The 18,248-nt window shown below is 68.9% G+C and carries 16 protein-coding genes; 2 read left to right on the top strand and 14 right to left on the bottom strand.

The genetic code is table 11. The annotated features are described in order from the left end of the window. Positions 1-2 precede the first annotated feature (2 nt). The 6 genes from ACSFA2_RS16300 to ACSFA2_RS16275 all read right to left on the bottom strand — a co-directional run bounded on the left by ACSFA2_RS16300 (position 3) and on the right by ACSFA2_RS16275 (position 6,760). Positions 3-2,375 (bottom strand): MMPL family transporter, encoded by a 2,373-nt coding sequence (locus ACSFA2_RS16300; RefSeq protein WP_435456359.1) that lies wholly within the window; start codon positions 2,373-2,375, stop codon positions 3-5. Then, positions 2,372-2,968, bottom strand: coding sequence for a LolA-related protein (locus ACSFA2_RS16295; RefSeq protein ID WP_435456358.1), 597 nt, complete (start codon positions 2,966-2,968; stop codon positions 2,372-2,374). The genes ACSFA2_RS16300 and ACSFA2_RS16295 overlap by 4 nt, the downstream gene beginning before the upstream one ends. Further along, positions 2,952-3,938, bottom strand: coding sequence for an acyl-CoA synthetase (locus ACSFA2_RS16290; protein WP_435456357.1), 987 nt, complete (start codon positions 3,936-3,938; stop codon positions 2,952-2,954). Before ACSFA2_RS16290 ends, ACSFA2_RS16295 begins: the two co-directional genes overlap by 17 nt. After that, positions 3,938-5,635 (bottom strand): ApeI family dehydratase, encoded by a 1,698-nt coding sequence (locus tag ACSFA2_RS16285; protein WP_435456356.1) that lies wholly within the window; start codon positions 5,633-5,635, stop codon positions 3,938-3,940. Before ACSFA2_RS16285 ends, ACSFA2_RS16290 begins: the two co-directional genes overlap by 1 nt. A gap of 22 nt (positions 5,636-5,657) precedes the next feature. Then, positions 5,658-6,299 carry a COG4648 family protein gene (locus ACSFA2_RS16280; RefSeq protein WP_435456355.1) on the bottom strand — a complete coding sequence of 214 codons (642 nt, stop codon included), beginning with the start codon at positions 6,297-6,299 and terminating at the stop codon, positions 5,658-5,660. Between the two features lie 149 nt (positions 6,300-6,448). Beyond that, positions 6,449-6,760, bottom strand: coding sequence for a phosphopantetheine-binding protein (locus tag ACSFA2_RS16275; protein ID WP_286646073.1), 312 nt, complete (start codon positions 6,758-6,760; stop codon positions 6,449-6,451). A 102-nt stretch (positions 6,761-6,862) separates the two neighbouring features. Here ACSFA2_RS16275 and ACSFA2_RS16270 point away from each other — a divergent pair, with 102 nt between their 5' ends. Then, complete coding sequence (locus ACSFA2_RS16270; RefSeq protein ID WP_435456354.1) at positions 6,863-8,377, top strand: helicase HerA-like C-terminal domain-containing protein; 1,515 nt, start codon at positions 6,863-6,865, stop codon at positions 8,375-8,377. A 20-nt stretch (positions 8,378-8,397) separates the two neighbouring features. Here ACSFA2_RS16270 and ACSFA2_RS16265 read toward each other — a convergent pair whose 3' ends face one another. The 7 genes from ACSFA2_RS16265 to ACSFA2_RS16235 all read right to left on the bottom strand — a co-directional run bounded on the left by ACSFA2_RS16265 (position 8,398) and on the right by ACSFA2_RS16235 (position 15,645). Then, positions 8,398-9,900, bottom strand: coding sequence for a sensor histidine kinase (locus ACSFA2_RS16265; RefSeq protein ID WP_435456353.1), 1,503 nt, complete (start codon positions 9,898-9,900; stop codon positions 8,398-8,400). 130 nt (positions 9,901-10,030) lie between these two features. Further along, entirely contained in the window at positions 10,031-10,900 is an 870-nt protein-coding gene (locus tag ACSFA2_RS16260; RefSeq protein ID WP_435456352.1) for an alpha/beta fold hydrolase, read from the bottom strand. Beyond that, positions 10,897-11,961: a branched-chain amino acid ABC transporter permease gene (locus ACSFA2_RS16255; protein ID WP_435456351.1), complete on the bottom strand. Its 1,065-nt coding sequence runs from the start codon at positions 11,959-11,961 to the stop codon at positions 10,897-10,899. The genes ACSFA2_RS16260 and ACSFA2_RS16255 overlap by 4 nt, the downstream gene beginning before the upstream one ends. Positions 11,962-11,971: 10 nt before the next feature. Then, entirely contained in the window at positions 11,972-12,958 is a 987-nt protein-coding gene (locus tag ACSFA2_RS16250) for a branched-chain amino acid ABC transporter permease (protein WP_435456350.1), read from the bottom strand. Continuing rightward, entirely contained in the window at positions 12,955-13,674 is a 720-nt protein-coding gene (locus ACSFA2_RS16245; protein ID WP_435456349.1) for an ABC transporter ATP-binding protein, read from the bottom strand. Before ACSFA2_RS16245 ends, ACSFA2_RS16250 begins: the two co-directional genes overlap by 4 nt. Beyond that, complete coding sequence (locus ACSFA2_RS16240; protein WP_435456348.1) at positions 13,671-14,435, bottom strand: ABC transporter ATP-binding protein; 765 nt, start codon at positions 14,433-14,435, stop codon at positions 13,671-13,673. Before ACSFA2_RS16240 ends, ACSFA2_RS16245 begins: the two co-directional genes overlap by 4 nt. A gap of 16 nt (positions 14,436-14,451) precedes the next feature. Beyond that, on the bottom strand, positions 14,452-15,645 hold the full coding sequence (locus ACSFA2_RS16235; protein WP_435456539.1) for a substrate-binding domain-containing protein: 1,194 nt from the start codon (positions 15,643-15,645) through the stop codon (positions 14,452-14,454). A gap of 359 nt (positions 15,646-16,004) precedes the next feature. Between ACSFA2_RS16235 and ACSFA2_RS16230 the strand changes: the two genes are divergently transcribed. Continuing rightward, positions 16,005-16,589 (top strand): BPSL1445 family SYLF domain-containing lipoprotein, encoded by a 585-nt coding sequence (locus ACSFA2_RS16230; RefSeq protein WP_435456347.1) that lies wholly within the window; start codon positions 16,005-16,007, stop codon positions 16,587-16,589. A 57-nt stretch (positions 16,590-16,646) separates the two neighbouring features. Here ACSFA2_RS16230 and ACSFA2_RS16225 read toward each other — a convergent pair whose 3' ends face one another. Beyond that, positions 16,647-18,197, bottom strand: coding sequence for a sigma-54 interaction domain-containing protein (locus ACSFA2_RS16225; RefSeq protein WP_435456346.1), 1,551 nt, complete (start codon positions 18,195-18,197; stop codon positions 16,647-16,649). Positions 18,198-18,248: the final 51 nt, after the last annotated feature.

The raw sequence follows: 18,248 nt of genomic DNA, 5'->3' as shown, positions 1-18,248 counted from the left end.
CCTCAGCGGACGCGTTGCTTGGCGAAAGCCGCAGAGAGCAGCAAGGCCAAGAGCGCACCCGGCGCCACCACGCGGCCGATGGCCGAGAGCGCCGGGATGTCCGAGATCGCGATCAGCCCGAAGGACACGACCGTCGTCAGGTTGGCCAGCATCAGCGAGGCCAGCGTGTCTTCGTCGGCGCGGCCGGTCTCCTGCAACTGGTCGAAGAAGAGCGCGTAGTTGGAGCCGACCGCCACGATCAGCAGCAGCCCGACCAGGTGCAGGATGCCCAGCGGCACCTGCAGCGCCGCCATGCCGCCCAGCGTGAGCACCACCGCCAGCAGCAGCGGCTGGCACACGGCCACCAGCCGACGCACCGAGCGCAGGTACAGGCCCAGCAGCACGACCACGGCCAGCGCGCCGAGCATCACCTGCACGAAGGCTTCGTGCAGGTAGCGGTCGTAGAGGCTGCCAAGCTCGGCGCCGATGTCGACCACCTGCACCTCGGGCAACGGCGCCAGGGCGGCGACCAGCTTCGCCTTGTCGAAGCGGTCGGTCGTGTGCAGCGCGATCAGCGACGACCAGCCGCCACCCGGGCGCTCGAACATCAGGGCGCGCACCACCGGCGCCATCGGCCCCTTGGCGAGTTCTTCGCGCGTGATGGGCGCCAGGCCGCGGGCCGCGTCCACCGAGGCGACGAAGGGTTCGAGCCGCTCGGGCGCCAGGGGCATGCCCTGCGTCGCCTCGGCCACACGGGTGCGCAGCGTGGCGGCGTCGGGCAGGCTGGCGATGCGCGCCTGCTGCGCGGCGATGCTCGGCAGCATGCGGGTGACGGTTTCATAGCCACTGAGCTGGCCCTGGTCGACCATCGCGTCGAGCCGCTGGCCAGCGGCCTCGGTGAGGCGCAGCGTGGCCTGCTCGTCGGCCGCCTGGATGACGACCAGCGTGCCGCCGTCGCTGGCACCGATGTCCTCGCGCAGCGAGGCGTCGAGTTCCTGCGAGGCCTTGGAGATCGGGCTCATCGACGACAGGCTGGCACGCCACAGCGCTCCGCCCTGCCAGGCCATCAGCGCCACCGCCACCACGCCCGCCACGACGAAGCCGACGCGCAGCCGCGGCATGGCTCGCACGATGCCGCTCGCCGCGCGCGCCATGTGGCGGCGCATGCCCATGCCGGTGGCGCCGTCGGGCGCCAGCATCGGCAGGCCGTGGCGCGTGACCAGGGCGGCGGCCACCAGGCCGGCGATGGAAAACACGCCGAGCTGCGCCAGTCCCGGGAAGCCCGAGAACAGCAACGCCGCGAAGCCGCACACCGACGTGAGCAGGCCCAGGCGCACCGTCGGCCAGTTCAGGTCGCGCCAGCGCTGCCAGCCGGTGCCGGGCACGGCGGCGCCCCGCGCCTGGATCAGGTAGTAGATGGCGTAGTCGACCGTCTCGCCGATCAACGTGCTGCCGAATCCCATCGTGAGGCCATGCACCGAGCCGAACACCAGCGCGACCGCCGCTGTGCCCGCCACCACGCCGGTCAGCACCGGCAGCAGCGCGATCACCAGCGCCTTGGGCGACGCGAAGGCCGCCAGCAACAGGCAGCCCATCACGATGGCGCCGACGATCGCCAGGTGGATCGCCTCGCCCTTGATCTTGTCGCGGCTCTGCACCGAGAACACCGGCGCCCCGCTCAACTGCAGCTTCGGCGCTTCGGCGCGCAGGCCCTGCGTGGCCTTGGCGTATTCCGTCTCGATGCGGGCGATGGCCGCGGCCTGCGCATCGAGGTCGCTGCCGGACGCCTTGGTGGTCGCCAGCAGCATGGCGCGCGGCGCCGTGCGCGACACCCACACGCCCTCTTCCGTGCGCGGCGAGGTGGCCGGAATCAGCCCTTCGGCGATGCGCTGCGTCTCGCCGGTCGGGTCGCGCTCGAACAGCGGCCGGACCAGGTTGCCGGCCGGCGTGCCGAGCATCGACATCGTGTCGGTGATGGCATCGCGCAGGCCGTCGACGGAAAAGCGCTGCGGCGTCACGTCCGGCGACAGCTGGTAGCGGCGGTCGAAGACGAAGGTGCCGGCTTCCTGCCACTCGCTGTGGTCGCCGTTCTGCACCTGCTCGAAGAACCCGCTGGCGCGCATCGCCTTGCCGAGCGCGCGCGACACGTCGGCACGCTGCGCCGCGTCCTTGCCGCCTTCGAGGCCGACCATCAGCGTGCGCGAGGCGACGCCGCTTTGCAATTGCTCGATCAGCACGCGCTGGCGTGCGTCGGGGCTGGCCGGCAGGAAGGCCGACAGGTCGGCGCTGAACTGCGTGCGCGAAATGACCGCGACCCCGGCCAGCACGGCGGTCAGCCACAGCAGGAGCACGAGCGTGCGGCGGCCCCGGCTCGGTCCGGCGTGCTGAACGCTCATCTCTTGGGCGAGATCGTCATGACCGACCGGTCGCCGCCGCGGAACTCCATCTCCACGCCCAGCACCTCGCCGGCCTTGCCGCTCAGGCGCAGCGTGGCGATCTGCGCGGCCAGGCGGGCGTCGACCGGTGCGAGGTCGAGCGTCCAGTCGCTGGCGTTGCCGCCGACGGTGCTGGTGAAGTAGCGCTGCAGCACCTGCGTGTTGCCGGCGAGCGTGGCGCGCATCGCTTCGACCAGGCCCTGCAGCTCGGGCATGCTGTCGAGCGTCATGCTGCGGGTGCGGCCGCCGCGCGACAGCGTCAGGTTGTTGCCGTCGACCACCATCGATTCGGGCCGCGGGGTGAGCGTGCGCCGCACCAGCTGGTCGGGCGCGGTGAAGCTCAGGGTGCCGCTGGCCGCCAGCGGGCCGTCGAAGCCGCGCACGTAGCGCTGCTCGGTAAAGTTGGCCTCGCCCTGCTTCTGCTTGGCCAGCAGGCCCATCAGTTCGTTCAGGTCGAGCGCCCAGGCCGGCGCGGCCGCGCACAGCAGCGCCAGCAAAGCCCAGCGTGCCCGCCGCAGCCCCGTCTCGACGCGTGCCTCAGTGCGTGTCTTCAAGCCAGAAATCATGGAAGTTGAACCAGTTGTAGGGATGTTCGCGGCACAGCGCCTCCAGGCGCGCCACGTAGGCTTCGACCGCGGTGCGGATGCGTTGTTCCCGTTGCACGGGGTCGGTCAGCCGTTCGCTGAAATCGGCCAGCGGCTCGAAGCGGACATCGTAGCGGGCACCGCCCCCGTAGAGCCCGGCCATGAAAAACACCTTGCGGCGCAACAGCGCGGCCAGCCGGAACGGGCCGTCGTTGAACACCGCAGGCTGGCCCAGAAAGGACAGCGTCAGGTTGTTGCTGCGCTGCCCCATGTCCTCGGTGCCGGGCAGCGTGCGGTCGGCCAGCATGCCGCCCAGGCCGCCGCGGTCAAGCCAGTCGCGCAGCGCCAGCATCGAATGCGGCCGCCCCAGCGCGATGATGTGCGGGCGGAGTTCGGGCAGCGCGATGGTTTCGAGGATGCTCGAGATGCGCTGCGCGTTGTCCGTGAACATGAGCATCGCCAGGCGCAGCGCCCCGTGATCGCTGCTGTGCTGGCGGCAGGCACCCATCGCCTCGAAGCTGCCGACGTGCGCGCCGAGCAGGAAGGCGCCGCGGCCCGAGAGCACCTCGGCCTCCACCGGGGCCTGGCCGCTGATGCGCACATCGAACAGGTCCATGCGACCCCGCAGGAAATACACGCGGTCGAGCACCGTCGACGCGAAGGCATGCAGCAGCCGGTAGCCGTCCGCCCAGCCGGCCTGCGGGCCGATGGCGCGCAGCAGGTAGCGCTTGATGTGGCGCCGCGGCGTGGGGTCGAAGAGAAGGAAGTACAGGCAGATCGGGTGCAGCACCAGCCGCGTCAGGCGCCGGCCGCAGGTCAGTGCCAGCCAGCAGATGAAGCGCAGTGCCAGCATGTTGCTGCGCTCGGGCTTGTGCGCCCATGCCGCCGCATCCGGCGCCTTGTCGCCGGCAGCCCCGGAGCCCGCCTCGTGCACCGCCATCAGCGTGCGTCCGAGGGCGCCCAGCGCCCGCTCGCCGCCACCACGTCGCCACAGCGCACCTCGAAGCGCACACCGCGCGCGGCGCCCGTCTCGGGGTGCAGCGCGATGTCGATGGCGGCACCGGGCCGCACCGGCGACAGGAACTTGACCGCCGCCAGCGTGGGATGCGCACCGAGCCGCGCCGCCATGGCGGGCACGCGCCGCATCACCTCCATCACTTCCGACACCAGCAGCGCGCCCGGCACCAGCGGCTGGCCGGGGAAGTGGCCGGCGAAGACGGGGTGGTCTTCGGGCACCTCGTGCGTCACCTGCACCGGCGTGTCGTCGGCAGCGAGTTGCGACAGCGCGAATTCGCGCAACGCGCGAACGGTCAGCTTGCCGGTGCCTTCTCGCGGCAGCGCGGGCACGTGCACCACGCGCCGCGGCACGAAGACCGACTCGAGCCGCGTGCGCAGCGCGGCGACCACGTCGCCGGCGCCAAGCGTCGGCGCGACCACGAAGGCCACCGGCCGCACCACGCCGTCGCTGACGTCGTCGGGCAGCCAGAAGGCGCCGTCGTCCACGCCCGGGATGCTGTTGAGGTGGTAGTTGAGGTGGCCCAGCGAGCTGCGCTTGCCGGCCACGTGGATCAGGTCGTTGGCACGGCCGAACAGGCGGAAGCGCCGGTCGTCCAGCAGTTCCAGGATGTCGGCCATCGGCGTCGGCTGGGGAATGAAGTCGCCGGCGAAGACGAACTGCTCCGCGCCGTCGGCGCCCGGCTGCGCGGTGACGCGGATCTCGCCGAAGGTTTCCCACACCTCGCTCTGCGTGGGCCGGCGCGTTGCGACCTGGCCCGACTCGGTGCTGCCGTAGATTTCGATGAGCATGCCGCCGCTGGCCTGCTCGGCCTGCGCGGCGAGCTGCGGCGACAGCGGCGCGGTGGCCGACAGGATCAGGTCGACCGGCGGGATCTCGAGGCCGGCCAGCAGCAGCGTCTTCAGGTGGAACGGCGTGGTGACCAGCGCACGCGGGCGCGGCACCGCGGCCAGGGCCGCCACGATGTCGGCCGGGAAAAAGGGCCGGCCGCTGTCGAAAGCTGCGCCACCCACCAGCGCCAGCAAGGCGGTGGATTCGAGCCCGTAGCTGTGCTGCACCGGCACCGTGCCGACCAGTGTCAGCCCTTCGAGCGACGGTCGACCGAGCAACTGCGCCAGCCGGGCGACGGCGGCGGCCGCGTCCCCCACCAGCGTGTGCCAGCTCTTGGCATGCGGCTGCGGCACGCCGGTCGAGCCGGAGGTGAGCAGGCTCACCGCGTGCAGGCGGCCGTCGATGGTGGGCACGTCAGGCCGAGCGCCGGCTGCGCTGTCGCCGACCTCGACCATCACGCGCTCGAGCCCCGGCGTTTCGAGCGAAGGCTCATCGGTCACGGCCGTGAGTTTTCCGTGCTCGGCCGTCAGCCGCGCCATCGTCTCGGGCCGCGCATCGGGCGGCAGCAGGCTGGCCTGGCCGCGCAGCAGCGCCGCGCCGAGCGCCACCACGAAGGCGTAGCGGTCGTTGCAGAGATTCAGCACCGGGCCGGCCGCCGGCATGCGCTCGGCCTGCCGCGACACGTCGGCCAGGAAGGTGTGGCCCGACACCGGCACGCCGGCGCGCCAGGCCAGCGGCGCGTCGAGGTCGCGCGTTGCCAGCAAGGGGTGGGAAGGGACATCGTTCGACATGCGCAACTCCGTTGTCATCGCGTCAGCGCTTGGCGTTCGGCTCGGCCGACGTGGCGCCGTAGAAGGCCCGCACTGCATCGATCATGCGGGTGCGTTCGAACTCGGGGTGCAGGCGGTAGCGCACCAGGTGCTCGCCCACGAACAGCACGGCCACCATCACCGGGCTCAGCACGTTGGCGAGCAGCGACCAGACCGAGAACGGCAGCCAGAGGTAAATGGGGATCGACACGAGGGCCGTGAGCATGAAGTAGATCGTCCAGACCCAGGTGACCTGCCGCGTGTACTCCGGCATGCCCTTGCCGAGCGGATGCACACGCTGAGCGAACTGCCCGATGAGCGACAGCCGCCCACCGCGCAGGCTGCCGCCGAACCAGCAGGCCAGCACGCCGTTCATGCCGACGTGCTGCAGCACGTACAACCGGTTGGGGTCGCCCGCGCCGCCGCGCCACAGCGCGACGAAGACGAGCACGCCCGCCAGCGTGGCCCCGGCCAGGCCCCAGCCGCCGAAGCGCGAGCCGCCGAGGCCAAGCGCCGTCAGCCACAGCGGACCGAGCAGCACCGCCATCGCCCAGGGGGCGTGCGGATGGAACAGCATCAGCCAGTGGGACAAGCCCGCGTACGCCGCCCCTGCCAACAGCAGGAGCGCCAGGCGCCATCGCGACACGTCAGCTCGCCGTCACGCAGTCGCGCGACACACACAGCCGATGAAACCGACGCGGCGCCCTCCAAGGGATACCGCGGAACCGGCTTTGCCGGGCCGCCGGTATCGCCCCCTCGAGGGGGAGGCGCCGCAGGCGCTTCGGGGGTGTTTCATCAAGCAGTCGTACGGTTCGCCGCCACGTGGGTGGCCAGCGTGCGCAGCGACTGGAAGATCTGCTGGTTGCGCTCGTCGTCCGAACGCAGCTGGAAGCCGTAGCGGCGCGACACTTCGAGGGCCACTTCCAGGATGTCGATGGAGTCGAGGCCCAGGCCGTCGCCATACAACGGCGCGTTCGGGTCGACCTCGGCGGGCGCGACTTCGAGATTCAGGGATTCGACCAGCAGGGTTGCGAGCTCGAGTTCGAGCGGCGTCTGTTCAGCGCTGGAGCCATCGGCGGAAAGGGGGGTGGGGGTGGTCGATGACAAAGGAACTCCTGGAACTTTTTCACGGAACATATGCCTGCGGCGTCGAATTATAGGAGGGGGTCTTGGATAGACTGCCGCTTTCGACATGTTCCCGGAGCTCCCATGGCCGACCCTCTTCTCATCGCCCGCCACGACGCGACCGAGTGCTTCCTGCTGCCGAACCTGACCAACCGTCACGGCCTCATCACCGGCGCCACCGGCACCGGCAAGACGGTCACGCTGCAGACCCTGGCCGAGCAGCTGTCGGCCATCGGCGTGCCGGTGTTCATGGCCGACGTGAAAGGCGACCTCACCGGCATCAGCCAGGCGGGCCGCATCGGCGACAAGCTGGCCGCCACGCTGAAGGAACGCGGCATCGAAGCGCCCGCCCCCCTCGCCTGCCCGGTCACGCTGTGGGACGTGTTCGGCGAACAGGGCCACCCGGTGCGGGCCACCATCTCCGACATGGGTCCGCTGCTGCTGGGCCGCATGCTCGACCTGAACGAAACCCAGGCCGGCGTGCTGAACCTGGTCTTCAAGGTCGCCGACGACAGCGGCATGCTGCTGCTCGACCTGAAGGACCTGCGCGCCATGCTGCAGTACGTCGGCGAAAACGCCAGCCAGTTCACCACCGAGTACGGCAACATCAGCGCCGCCAGCGTGGGCGCCATCCAGCGCGGCCTGTTGCAGATCGAAGGCCAGGGCGGCGAGAAGTTCTTCGGCGAGCCGATGCTCAACATCCAGGACTTCATGCAGACGGTCGGCGGCAAGGGGGTGATCAACATCCTTACCGCCGACAAGCTGATGAATTCGCCGCGGCTCTACGCGACCTTCCTCCTGTGGATGCTGTCCGAACTGTTCGAGCAGCTGCCCGAGATCGGCGACCCCGACCAGCCCAAGCTGGTCTTCTTCTTCGACGAGGCCCACCTGCTGTTCAACGAGGCGCCCAAGGCGCTGGTCGAGCGCATCGAGCTGGTGGTGCGGCTGGTGCGCTCCAAGGGCGTGGGCGTGTTCTTCGTCACGCAGAACCCCTTGGACATTCCCGATTCGGTGCTCGCGCAACTGGGCAACCGGGTGCAGCACGCGCTGCGCGCCTTCACGCCGCGCGACCAGAAGGCCGTCAAGGCGACCGCCACCACCATGCGGCAGAAGCCGGGGCTGGACATCGAAGCCGCCATCACCGAACTGGCCGTGGGCGAGGCCCTGGTGAGCTTCCTCGACGCCAAGGGCCGGCCCAGCGTGACCGAGCGCGTGTTCGTCGTGCCGCCGGGCAGCCAGCTGGGGCCGATCACGCCGGCGCAGCGCCAGCAGCTCATCGCGAACTCGCTGGTGGCCGGGGTCTACGAAAAGACGGTCGACCGCGAGTCGGCCTACGAAAAGCTCAAGGGCCGCGCCGAAAGCGCGCCCGGTGCCCCCGCCGCCACGGTCGGCAAAGCGGGCGCGGCGAAGCCCGGCGCGCCCGCCGAAGGCGGCTTCCTCAACGACCTGCTGTTCGGCTCGACCGGCCCGCGCGGCGGCAAGCGCGACGGCCTGGTGCAGACCATGGCGAAGTCGGCCGTGCGCACCGTGGGCACCAACGTCGGCAAGGAAATCCTGCGTGGCGTGCTGGGCGGCATCTTCGGCGCCAAGAAGCGCTGAGCGCCGCCCAGCCCTCGCGATCACCCGGACGCCGCCGAGAGCTGAACGCGCCTGGAGGGCTCGGTCTCCACGTCGCCCAAGGTGAGCGACACGCGGGTGCCCCGCCCTTCGATGGAATCGATCGAGACGCGCGTGCGCAGCGCGTCGGCCAGCCGCACCACCAGCGCCAGGCCGATGCCCAGGCCATCGGGTGCGAGCTGGCTGCCGCCGTCCGCACGAAAGAACTCCTGGAACACCTTGTCGATCTGGGCGGCGGGGATGCCGATGCCCTGGTCCCACACCTCGACCCGCACCTGGTGGCCAGCGGGGCGCACCGCCAGGAGGACCTTGCGACCCGGCGGGGTGTACTTGATGGCATTCGACACAACGTTGCCGATCATGCGCCTGAGCCTGACTTCATCGGTATGGAGGACCGCGTCCCGAACCCGGACCCGGAGCGTCAGTCCCTTGGCGTTGGCAAGCGGTTCGTATTCCTCCTGCAGCGCGCAGATGACCGACGCGACCGAGACCGGCGCCACCGTCAGCCGGACCTGCCCGGCATCGAAGGCGGACAGGTCGAAGAGCGAGTCGAAGAGCCGGTTGACGACCTGCGCGGCACGGCCGATCTTCGGCGCCAGTTCGTCGTAGCTGTCGGGCTCCGCCTCCAGAAACTCCGCGTACAGACCCATCGCGATCACCGGCTGGCGCATGTCGTGCGTGGCGGCGGCCAGGAACTTGTTCTTGGCGACCACCGCAGCCAGCGCCTCCTCGGACTTGCAGGCCAGGTCGTACTGCGCACCGTACAGCGCCGACTGGAGGCGCAGCCCGTCGGTCGACAGGCGACGAAGGAAGAAGAACTGGGCGACGCACAGCGGAACGAAACCCAGCGCGCTCCAACCCGCGTCCGGCCGCATGGAAGCGGCGTAGGCGAAATAGCAGAAGACGCCCGCGAAGAAGGTCGGGACGAACGCCTTCCACAGCGCAGGCAAGACCGCCAGCCGCTGCGCGGCCCCGTAGATCAGCGCAGCCAGCACGGCCCAGCAGGCGAAGCCCCGGAGACCGTCGCTGCGCGCTGCGAATAGGAGCAAGGAAGAAGCCCAGACGAGCCCCATGACGGCGTAGAAGGGAACCAACCGTCGCACGAAGGCCTGCCGCGCGGACGGTCCGCCACGATCGACCACGTCGACGAAATGCCGGGCCGAGTGGAGCCGCACATAGGCCCCGGCCAGCACCAGACCGAGCCACAGCAGCACGGCCTCGGGCGGGGCGTACGGCCAGCACATCGCCGCCATGGTCGATGCCAGCAGGAGCCCCAGCGTGTGCCGGTGCAGCGCATCGTTCATGTATTGCCTGACCAGGTCCGCGTCGATCGCCTCCGCGCGCGCCTCCTTCGCCCGCCGCTCGGCGGCCGCGGAGCGCTCTGCGCCGTCGCTCTCTCGCGGCTCGATCGAGAACGAGGCACGAACGGGCACCCCGGCCGATGCAGCCTGTTCGGAGCGAGACGACGCTGACAAGGGCAGTGCGCCCAGGAGGGAGTCGGACACGGCGAGGGAAGGTAAGGGTTGCACCCCATCCTAGGTGGCCGGCCCACCCGGGGCAACCGGTTCCGAGGCCCGCCACCCGCAGTTCGGCCTTCCTACAACGGACGACCTATGGCAGTGCGCGCCGGCCCGTTCAGGAGGCCGTGCGCAAGAATGCCTCGATCGGCCGCAACTGCTCGGGCACGTTGAGCGCGGGCGCATGACCGCAGCCCGGCACCTCGATCACCTGCAGCAGGCCGGTGGCGCCAGGCCCACGCGACTGCATGGCGGCCACGGCGTCCGGCAGCACCAGATCGGAATCGACACCCCGCAGGCACAGCACCGGCACCTCGATGGCGTCCCAGTGGCTCCAGATCAGGTAATCGTTGTCGTGCGCGGTGAACTGGCGAACCATCGCCGGGTCGTAGTGCGGCGTCACGCGGCCGTCCGGCAATCGACGCGTCGACGTCTCGGTGAGCCGCCGCCACTGGGCATCGCTCAGCCAGCCGTAGGGCTTGTAGACGGTGCGAAAGAAGGCCTCGAGTTCCGCCACCGTGGCGAAGGCCGGCGGGTTGCCGGCGTAGGCCTTGATGCGCTCGACGGCCGCTGTCGCGAGCTCGGGCGCATTGTCGTTGAGCACCAGGCCCGCGATGCGCGCCTTCATGCGCGGCGCGAACAGGCCCGACGCGCAGACCGTGCCGATGGCGCCGCCCATCGAGGTGCCGACCCAGTGCACCCGGTCGAGCGTCAGTTCGTCGCACAGCGCCTCGGCCAGCCGCGCGTAGAACGAGAGCTGGTATTCGTCGTCGGGCAACGGGCTCCACTGGCTCAGCCCGCGGCCGAGGGTGTCGGGGCAGATCACGCGGAAGCCCTGGCCCGACAGATGATCGGCCAGCTCGTCCATGTCGCGCCCGGTGCGCGCCAGGCCGTGCCAGGCGATGACGGTGGCGCCCTCTTTCGGCCCCCAGTCCATCCAGTGGATTTCGCGGCCCAGCAGTTGCGCATAGTTCGAAGTGGGATTCATCGCATGGCCCTCGCCCGGAGTTTGCCGACGATGCCTGTCGGAAAGTAGTAGACAGACAGGACGAACAGCACGCCCAGCCACAGCAGCCAGCGGTCGGGCGACAGCAACGCCGCCAGCCACGGCAAGCCGCTGGCCGCCTCGCTGCCGAACTTGAGCAGGTCCTGCAGGTAGCTCTGTGCGATGACGAACAGCACCGCGCCGATGGCCGCGCCGTAGACCGTGCCCATGCCCCCGATCACCACGATCAGCAGCACGTCGACCATGATCTCGAAGCTGAGCGAGGTGTCCGGCCCGTTGTAGCGCAGCCAGATCGCGAGCATTGCGCCGGCCAGCGTCGCGAACAGGGCCGAGAGCACAGCAGCCGTCGTGCGGTAGACCACCACGCGGTAGCCGATGGCCTCGGCGCGAAACTCGTTCTCGCGGATCGCCTGCAGCACGCGGCCGAAGGGCGAGTTCACGATGCGCAGCAGCGCGAGCACCAGCACGACCGCCGCCACAAAGAGCAGGTAGTAGCACAGCAGCCGCCCGTCGAGCGAGACCCCGAGGAAAGGCGCGTCGGCGAACTCGAAGCTCGGCGAGATCAGCGCGGGCAGCTTGAAGGTCAGGCCGTCCTCCCCGCCGGTGAAGTCCGACAGCTGCGAGGCCAGCGTCTGGAAGGCCGAGGCCACCGCCAGCGTGATCATCGCGAAGAAGATCGCACGCACCCGCAGCGAAAACAGCCCGATGGCCAGCGCCAGCACCAGCGACACGACGAGCGACGCGCCCAGACCGATGAAGAGCGCGTCCCAGCCCGCGCCCAGCCGGCTCGCCGAAATGGCGATGCCGTACGCACCGATGCCGAAGAACATCGTGTGCGCGAAGCTCACGATGCCGGTGTAGCCCAGCAGCAGGTCGAAGCTCGCGACCAGCACGATGAAGACCAGGATCTTGGCCGCCACGCTGAGCGCTTTGACGCCTGGAAAAATAAACGGCGCGAAGGCCAGGCCCAGCAGCACGGCCAGCAGCAGCACCGCGAGCACGCGGCTGCGCGGCATGTCGTTGGAGAGGAGTCGTTTCAACATCACATCGCCCTCACCGGCTGCTCGCCACGGGGTACACGCCCTGGGGTCGCCACAAGAGCACGGCCACCATCAGGAAGATGCTCGCGAACTGCGTGAGGGTCGGCACCAGGAAGCCGATGTAGTTGGTCATCAGTCCGACCAGCAGCGCGCCGATGAGCGCTCCGCCCGTCGACCCCAGCCCGCCGATGATGATCACGATGAAGATCAGCACGTTGACCTGCGCGCCCATTTGCGGGATCAGGTTCTGCTGGAACAAGCCCCACATCACGCCGCCCAGGCCCGCCAGCGCGCTGCCGACGACGAACACGCCGACGAAGAGGCGGCCGATGCGGTAGCCGAGCGACTCCACCATCTCGCGGTCCTGCACGCCGGCCCGGATCAAGAGGCCGATCTTGGTGCGGCCCAGCGTCCAGGCCAGCAGGCCGAACACGACCAGGCCCACGGCCACCGCCAGCAGCCGGTACTTGCTGATCGCCGCATCGGCCACGAAGACCGAGCCGCGCAGCGCCTCGGGCAGCGGCAGCGGGATCTGCGCCGGCCCCCAGATGACCTTGATCAGCTCCTCGCCGATGATCATCCCGCCCATCGTGATGAGGATCTGCTTCAAGTGCTGGCCGTACACCGGCCGCACGATGAAGCGCTCGAAGGCCAGGCCGACCGCGCCGGCCACGAGCATCGCCACCAGCATGGCCGGGAAGACAGCAACCAAGTTGCGCCACAGCTCGCCCGAGCCGGTCCAGTCGCCCATCAGCCCGAGAACGGTGCTGGCGACGAAGGCGCCGAGCGCGATGAACACGCCGTGGCCGAAGTTGAGCACGTCCATCAGGCCGAAGATCAGCGTGAGGCCGGAGGCGATGATGAAGATGATCATGCCCATTGCCAAGCCCGCGACCGTGAGGGTGAGCCAGGTCGAGAGCGAACCCGTGAGCGGCAGCGCGATGAGCGCGAGCACCGGGACCAGCGCGAGCGGCTTCCAGTCGAGATCGGAAGTTTTCACAGTGCCAGCCCCAGCAGCGACTGCTGCAGTTGTTCATCCGCCGAAAACGCGGCCATCGCACCGCTGTGCACCACGCGGCCGTTGTCCATCACGGCCACCGTGTCGCCCAGGCGTTGCGCGAAATGGATGTTCTGTTCGACCAGCAGGATGGTCACGCCGCTCGCCTTGAGCTGGGCGAAGGCGTCGATCATGTTGTTGATCATCACGGGCGCCAGGCCCTTGCTGGGCTCGTCGATGATGAGCAGCTCGCGCGGCTCGACGATGGCGCGCGACACGGCCAGCATCTGCTTCTGCCCGCCCGACAGCTTGCCGGCCGGGTGGTTCCAGAACTTCTCCACCGCGGGGAAGAGCTGGAATATCCACTTCAGCCGCGTGTCGTCGATGCCATCGGCGTTCTTCGCGCTGCGCGCGGCCAGCAGCATGTTCTCCTTGACCGTCAGGTCCGAGAAGATGCCCATGGTCTCGGGCACGTAGGCGATGCCGAGCGCGGCGATGTCGGGTGTGCGCAGCGCCGTGATGTCCTTGCCGGCAAAGCGCACGCGGCCCTGCGACGCGTGCCACAGGCCCATGATGGTCCGCAACGTGGTCGTCTTGCCGGCGCCGTTGCGGCCCAGCAGCATCGTGAGCTGGCCCTTCGGCACGACGAGGTCGACGCCATGGAGGATGTGGTACGCGCCGATGTGGGTCTGCACGCCCTGCAATTCGAGCAAGTTCATGCGGCCTCCTTCGCGACGCCCATGTAGGCCTCTTGCACGATCGGCGACGCGATGACTTCGGCCGGTTCGCCGTCGGCCACCAGCGCGCCGTTGTGCAGCACGATGATGCGGTCGGCCAGTTCGCGCACCACGTCCATCTTGTGTTCGACCAAGAGGATGGTCTTGGTCTTGTCCTGCTTGAGCTGGCGGATCAGGTCGAGGATGACCGGCGCCTCGGCCGCGTTCATGCCCGCGGTCGGCTCGTCGAACATGAAGACCTGCGGCTCGAGTGCCATCAGCAGCGCCACCTCGAGCTTGCGCTGGTCGCCGTGCGGCAGGCTTGCGACGGTGGCGTGCTCCTTCGACTTGAGGTTGATCTGCGTGAGCAACTCGTCGGCCCGCGCGGTCAGCGCCGTGTGGTCGCTCCAGATGCTCCACAGGTTGAGCCCGCGCCGGTGCGCCCCCTCGCGCGTGGCCTGCACCGCGAGGCGCACATTCTCCAGCACCGTGAGGTTCGGGAACAGGTTGGTGAGCTGGAAGGCGCGGCCCAGGCCGGCGTGCGTGCGTGCCGAAGCCGACAGTGACGACAGGTCGCGCCCGTTGAGCGACACCGTGCCCTCGCTCGCCCGGAGCTGCCCGGAGATCAGGTTGAAATAGGTCGTCTTGCCCGCCCCGTTCGGCCCGACGATGGCCGTCAACGTGCCGGGCGCGAAGGCGCACGAGACAGCGTTGACGGCCACGTGGCCGCCGAAGCGGATGGTGAGTCCGCGGGTTTCCAGCATCGGTGGTGTCGCTCGCTCAGCGCTTGTTCTTGATGGGGATGGCCATGTCTTCGGGCTTGATTTCGCGCACGAGTTCAGGCACGCCCCACGCAAAGGCCGGGTCCACCTTGATCTTGAAGTGGTACATCGACTGCATGGCCTGGTGGTCTTCCTTGCGGAAGGTCATCTTGCCCTTGGGCGTGTCGAAGCTCATGCCTTCCATGGCCGTGATGAGCTTGTTGGTGCCGGTGTCGCCGCCCGTCTTCTTCAGCGCCGTGACCACCGCCATCGCGGCCGAGAAGCCGCCCGCCGTGAAGAAGTCCGGCGGCGTCTTGAACTGCTTGTAGTGCGCCGAGACCAGTGCCTCGTTCACCGGGTTCTTCGGGATGCCGAAGTAGTAATAGGTGGCGCCTTCCATGCCGGGCAGGCTCTTGTAGGCGGCCATGGCCGGCAGGATGTTGCCGCCGGTGGCGATCTCGATGTTGTAGCGCTTGAGGTCGAGGTCGACGATCTTGAAGGGGTTGCCCGCGCCAGCCCAGACGATCCAGATGATCTTGCGGCCGGGTTGGTCCTTCAGCTTGTCGATCAGGCGCTGTGCGCCGGCGGTGAAGTCGGTGGTCGCCGGCGGCAGGTATTCCTCGTGGGCCAGCTTGGCGTTCTTCAGCGCAGCACCGAAAGCCTTCACGCCGTCGCGGCCGAAGGCGTTGTCCTGTGCGAGCGTGGCGACGGTCACGCCCGCCTTGTCGATGGCCACCGCATTGCTGATCGCATCCTGCGACGAGTTGCGGCCGGTGCGGAAGATGTACTTGTTCCATTTGTCGCCGGTGATCGAATCGGCCACGGCCGGTTCGACGATCAGCACCTTCTTGTACTCCTCGGCGACCGGCAGCATGGCCAGCGCGACGCCCGATGCGGTCGGGCCGACGGCCAGCGCCGCCTTGTCGTCGGAGTACGCGGCGGCCAGCAGCGACTTGCCAAGGTCGGGCTTGCCCTGGTCGTCCTTCTCGATGACCACGAGCTTCTTGCCGTTGACTTCCATCGTGCCGCCGGTGGCGTAGTCGAGGCCCATCATCAGGCCGGTCTGCGTCTGCTTGCCGTAGGCCTCGAGCGCGCCGGTCTTGCTGTAGACGTGGGCAATGCGGATCTCGTTGGACTGCGCGTGGGCAGGCGCAGTCGCGGCGGCGGTCAGCGCGGCGAGCGCCGTCAGTGCAAAGAGGTGGCGACGTTGAATCATGCGAGTCTCCTGTTTTGGTATGACTGAATATTGCACAGTCCATGCCAAGAAAAGGAGCGTTGATTTGAAAGGGATTTCCCTCGAGGAACTCGCAGATGGCGCGACCAGCAGACACAACAATTGCCTGATATTCAGTCATTTGTCTGCATTTCGATCAGGGTTTTCCAGAGCGTAGGACATCGGGCCAGCGGGTCACATCTGCTTCGCCCGACATCACGTAGGTCACCGCCGTTTCTCCGATTTCCCTGCTTTTTACGGACTTAGCATCGGTCCCGGTCTGGTTCAAGAGCCGATGCAGCAAGCGTCGTTCGACATGGACCGGAACCTGATTTCATTTAAAGAAGAGGACATAGACCATGACCACATTGAAGCTCCGCACTCTCGCCACCGTCACTGCCGTCGCTGCGGCCAGCGTGCTGTTCGCAGGCTGCACCACCACCCGTCCGGGCGACACCGGCACGTCCTCGTCGTCGCGCACCTCCATCGACGCCCAGACCGATGCCTCCCTGTCGAAGCTCTACCAGACGGTGCCGGGTTCGCGCGAGATGGTGAGCAAGGCCGCTGGCGTGCTGGTGTTCCCGTCGGTGGTCGGTGCCAGCCTCGGCGTCGGCGCCGAATACGGTCGTGGCGCGCTGCGCACCGGCGGCCGCACCCAGGCTTACTACAGCACCACCGCTGGCTCCATCGGCTTCCAGGCCGGCGCGCAGTCCAAGGCTGTGATCTACGTGTTCAACACGCAGGAATCGCTGGCCAAGTTCCGCAGCAGCAAGGGCTGGACGGCCGGCGCTGACGCCACCGTGGCTGTCGCCAACATCGGCGCCAATGGCGCGGTCGACACCAACACCATCCGTCAACCCGTGGTCGGCTTCGTGCTGACCAACGTGGGCCTGGAAGCCGGCGTGTCGGTGTCGGGCGCGAAGATCACCGAGATCAGCCTGTAAATCTCGCCCCCCTGAAAACGGCCTCGCTTTTGCGAGGCCGTTTTTTTTGGTGAGGCGCTACGCGCCGGCGGGCCCCATGCGGTCGTACAGGGTGGCTCGGGAGATGCCGAGCAGCCGGGCCGTCGCCAGCTTGTTGCCACCGGTGCGGGCCAGCGCGGCGGCAATGGCGCGGCGCTCGAGTTCGGCGATCTGCTCGGCCATGGGGCGCAGCAGCCGGCTCTGGTCCGCGTCGTCGCCCACCGTGGTCAAGGGCTCGGGTGCGGCGATCTGTTCCAGGCCGGTTTCGGCGAGCACGCGCTTGACCTCGGCCGCATCGATGCGCGTCGAGTCGCTGCGCATCGCCAGTTGTTCCAGCACATTGCGCAGCTCGCGCGTGTTGCCGCGCCAGTGCTGCGCCGCCAGCAGGGCCAGCGCATCGGGCATGAGTTCGGGCGGCGCTTCGCCGCTGCGCTGAGCCATGTCTTCCCCCAGTGCCTCGATCAGCGCCGGGATGTCGCTGCGCCGCTCACGCAATGGCGGCACCCGCAGCGGCAGCACGTTGAGGCGGTAGTACAGGTCTTCGCGAAAGCGCCCTTCGCGCACCAGCGCCGGCAGGTCGCGCGAGGTGGCGGCGATCACGCGGGCGTCGAAGGGCACCACCTTGTTCGAGCCCAGCGGCTCGATCTCGCCTTCCTGCAGCGCGCGCAACAGCTTGGCCTGCAGGGCGAGCGGCATGTCCCCGATCTCGTCGAGGAAGAGAGTGCCGCCATCGGCCAGCTTGAACTTGCCTTCGCGCCCCTTGCGATCGGCCCCGGTGAAGGCGCCCGGCGCGAAGCCGAAGAACTCGGCCTCCAGCAGCGTGTCGGGAACGGCCGCGATGTTCAGGCTCACGAAGGGCCCGTCGGCGCGTGCCGACGCCGCATGGATGGCATGCGCCAGCAGTTCCTTGCCGGTACCCGTCTCGCCCAGCAGCAGCACCGGGCTCGACGACTGCGCAGCACGCCGGGCATGCCGCTTCACGTCGACGGCCGCGGGGCTGCTGCCGATGAAGCTCGCGAAGGTGTGCTTGGCGCGGCGCTGACCGTCGGCGCCGGCCAGCTTCCACAGCGGGTGGTTGCGTTGCGTCGCCAGCTCGCGGCGCGCATCGTCCAGGTCGCGCTGCAGCATCGCGAACTTGCTGATGAGCGGCTGCAGCGTGGTCTCGGGATGATCGAACAGCACGATGCCGATGGCGCCGATCACCTCGCCCAGTTCCGGGTCGCCCTCGGCACCCGCCACTTCCGCATGCAGCGGGATGCGGCTGACGACGAAGGTGCCCGCCTTGTTGGTCAGCAGGTCGATGAGGATCGGCTTGCCGCTCTCCAGCACCTCGCGCATCTGCGTGTTGTGGATCACCTCCTCCACCGGCCGCCCGACGAAGTCGTCGACCGATGCGAAGCCCAGCGCCGGCAGAAAGCGCTTGTAGCCTTCGTTCACCCACACGATGCGCCCGCTGCGGTCGACCAGGAACATGCCCTGGCTGATGCTGGAGAACAGGTGGAACATCGAGCGCGCGGCGAGTGCGAGGATGCCTTGGGCGTCGAGCGGGAGCGCGGGAGGCGCAGGTGATGCAGCAGAGATGGAGCCCATCGCGGCATCGTAGCGCCGGGCGGCGCGCTCGCGACAGCCAGGGGTGGCTCC

This window comes from Variovorax cryoconiti (assembly GCF_051216395.1).
Classification (GTDB): Bacteria; Pseudomonadota; Gammaproteobacteria; order Burkholderiales; family Burkholderiaceae_C; genus Variovorax.
The sequence above is the reverse complement of the archived record's forward strand: the minus strand, read 5'-3'. Positions and strand labels throughout refer to the sequence as shown.

Coding starts and splice junctions, on each gene's coding strand:
- ACSFA2_RS16255 (WP_435456351.1), bottom strand. CDS start 11,961: ATGTTGAAACGACTCCTCTCCAACGACATGCCGCGCAGCCGCGTGCTC.
- ACSFA2_RS16270 (WP_435456354.1), top strand. CDS start 6,863: ATGGCCGACCCTCTTCTCATCGCCCGCCACGACGCGACCGAGTGCTTC.
- ACSFA2_RS16245 (WP_435456349.1), bottom strand. CDS start 13,674: ATGAACTTGCTCGAATTGCAGGGCGTGCAGACCCACATCGGCGCGTAC.
- ACSFA2_RS16225 (WP_435456346.1), bottom strand. CDS start 18,197: ATGGGCTCCATCTCTGCTGCATCACCTGCGCCTCCCGCGCTCCCGCTC.
- ACSFA2_RS16290 (WP_435456357.1), bottom strand. CDS start 3,938: ATGGCGGTGCACGAGGCGGGCTCCGGGGCTGCCGGCGACAAGGCGCCG.
- ACSFA2_RS16230 (WP_435456347.1), top strand. CDS start 16,005: ATGACCACATTGAAGCTCCGCACTCTCGCCACCGTCACTGCCGTCGCT.
- ACSFA2_RS16260 (WP_435456352.1), bottom strand. CDS start 10,900: ATGAATCCCACTTCGAACTATGCGCAACTGCTGGGCCGCGAAATCCAC.
- ACSFA2_RS16240 (WP_435456348.1), bottom strand. CDS start 14,435: ATGCTGGAAACCCGCGGACTCACCATCCGCTTCGGCGGCCACGTGGCC.
- ACSFA2_RS16300 (WP_435456359.1), bottom strand. CDS start 2,375: ATGAGCGTTCAGCACGCCGGACCGAGCCGGGGCCGCCGCACGCTCGTG.
- ACSFA2_RS16285 (WP_435456356.1), bottom strand. CDS start 5,635: ATGTCGAACGATGTCCCTTCCCACCCCTTGCTGGCAACGCGCGACCTC.